Source organism: Haloprofundus marisrubri, assembly GCF_001469955.1.
Taxonomy (GTDB): Archaea; Halobacteriota; Halobacteria; order Halobacteriales; family Haloferacaceae; genus Haloprofundus; species Haloprofundus marisrubri.
In genome coordinates, this window is record NZ_LOPU01000006.1 from 1 (window position 1) to 1353 (window position 1353).

Sequence of the window (1353 nt, forward strand, 5' to 3'; positions counted from 1 at the left end):
GACTGCCGTGGCTAACACGGAGGAAGGAACGGGCAACGGTAGGTCAGTATGCCCCGAATGTGCTGGGCAACACGCGGGCTACAATGGCCGAGACAAAGGGTTCCAACCTCGAAAGAGGACGGTAATCTCAGAAACTCGGTCGTAGTTCGGATTGTGGGCTGAAACTCGCCCACATGAAGCTGGATTCGGTAGTAATCGCATTTCAGAAGAGTGCGGTGAATACGTCCCTGCTCCTTGCACACACCGCCCGTCAAAGCACCCGAGTGAGGTCCGGATGAGGCTACCATACGGTAGTCGAATCTGGGCTTCGCAAGGGGGCTTAAGTCGTAACAAGGTAGCCGTAGGGGAATCTGCGGCTGGATCACCTCCTACTGACCCGCGACCAGGCCGACGCGCCTGGCGCACCTTTCGTATTCGCATCCCGAACTCGATGACGACCGCTCTGTCGGTCGGGCACCTTAGAACTACGTTGGCTCGCCAAGACGCTCCCAGTTCGCTGGGAGTGGGCCCATAGCTCAGTGGTAGAGTGCCTCCTTTGCAAGGAGGATGCCCAGGGTTCGAATCCCTGTGGGTCCATCTCTCGGTGTGAATCACAGACCGTGTCCCTTAAGTGGGAGACGCAACTTGATTCATATCCGAAGCAAGACCGATGCACCACCCCGTGCAAGCGTGGGTGGGAAGGGTTGAACACGCGACCATTCACTCCGGCGCGTGTTATGAAACCGTGTGTACGTGCAATCCAGACGTCCACTGGACCCGTTCAATCGAACGGATTACAGTGTCCATCACTATACCATCGTATGGCTACTTTGCCATCTGGTGGATAGCTCGGCTCGAGAACCGAAGAAGGACGCGCCAAGCTGCGATAAGCCTCAGGGAGCTGCATGGAAGCGAAGAACTGAGGATCTCCTAATGGGAATCCCTTCACAATTGCCTTTGCGCAATAGGGAACGTCGGGAACTGAAACATCTTAGTACCGACAGGAAAAGAAAGCAAACCGCGATGTCGTTAGTAACGGCGAGTGAAGACGACACAGTCCAAACCGAAGCCCTCACGGGCAATGTGGTGTTCGGACTGGTCATAACCGGTCTGTTGTTGACGAGAAGTCTTCTGGAACGAAGCGTGATACAGGGTGACAACCCCGTATCGTCGACAAACGACCGCGGACCAACTCCAGAGTATCGGGGGTCGGATATCCCTCGTGAATTTGGCTGGCATCCTCAGCCAAGACTAAACATTCCTCGAGACCGATAGCGAACAAGTAGCGTGAGCGAACGCTGAAAAGCACTCCGAGAAGGACCGTGCAATAGAGCTTGAAATCAGGTGGCGATGGAACGACGGGGCATGAAAGGC

Annotated in this window: 1 tRNA gene and 2 rRNA genes; all 3 read left to right on the forward strand. The window is 55.4% G+C overall.

Annotated elements, in window-relative coordinates:
- Positions 1–370, forward strand: a 16S ribosomal RNA gene (locus AUR64_RS01810); the annotation flags it as partial.
- 134 nt (positions 371–504) lie between these two features.
- Positions 505–576: transfer RNA gene (locus AUR64_RS01815), tRNA-Ala, on the forward strand.
- Positions 577–795: 219 nt separating this feature from the next.
- Positions 796–1353 (forward strand): 23S ribosomal RNA (locus tag AUR64_RS21010); the annotation flags it as partial.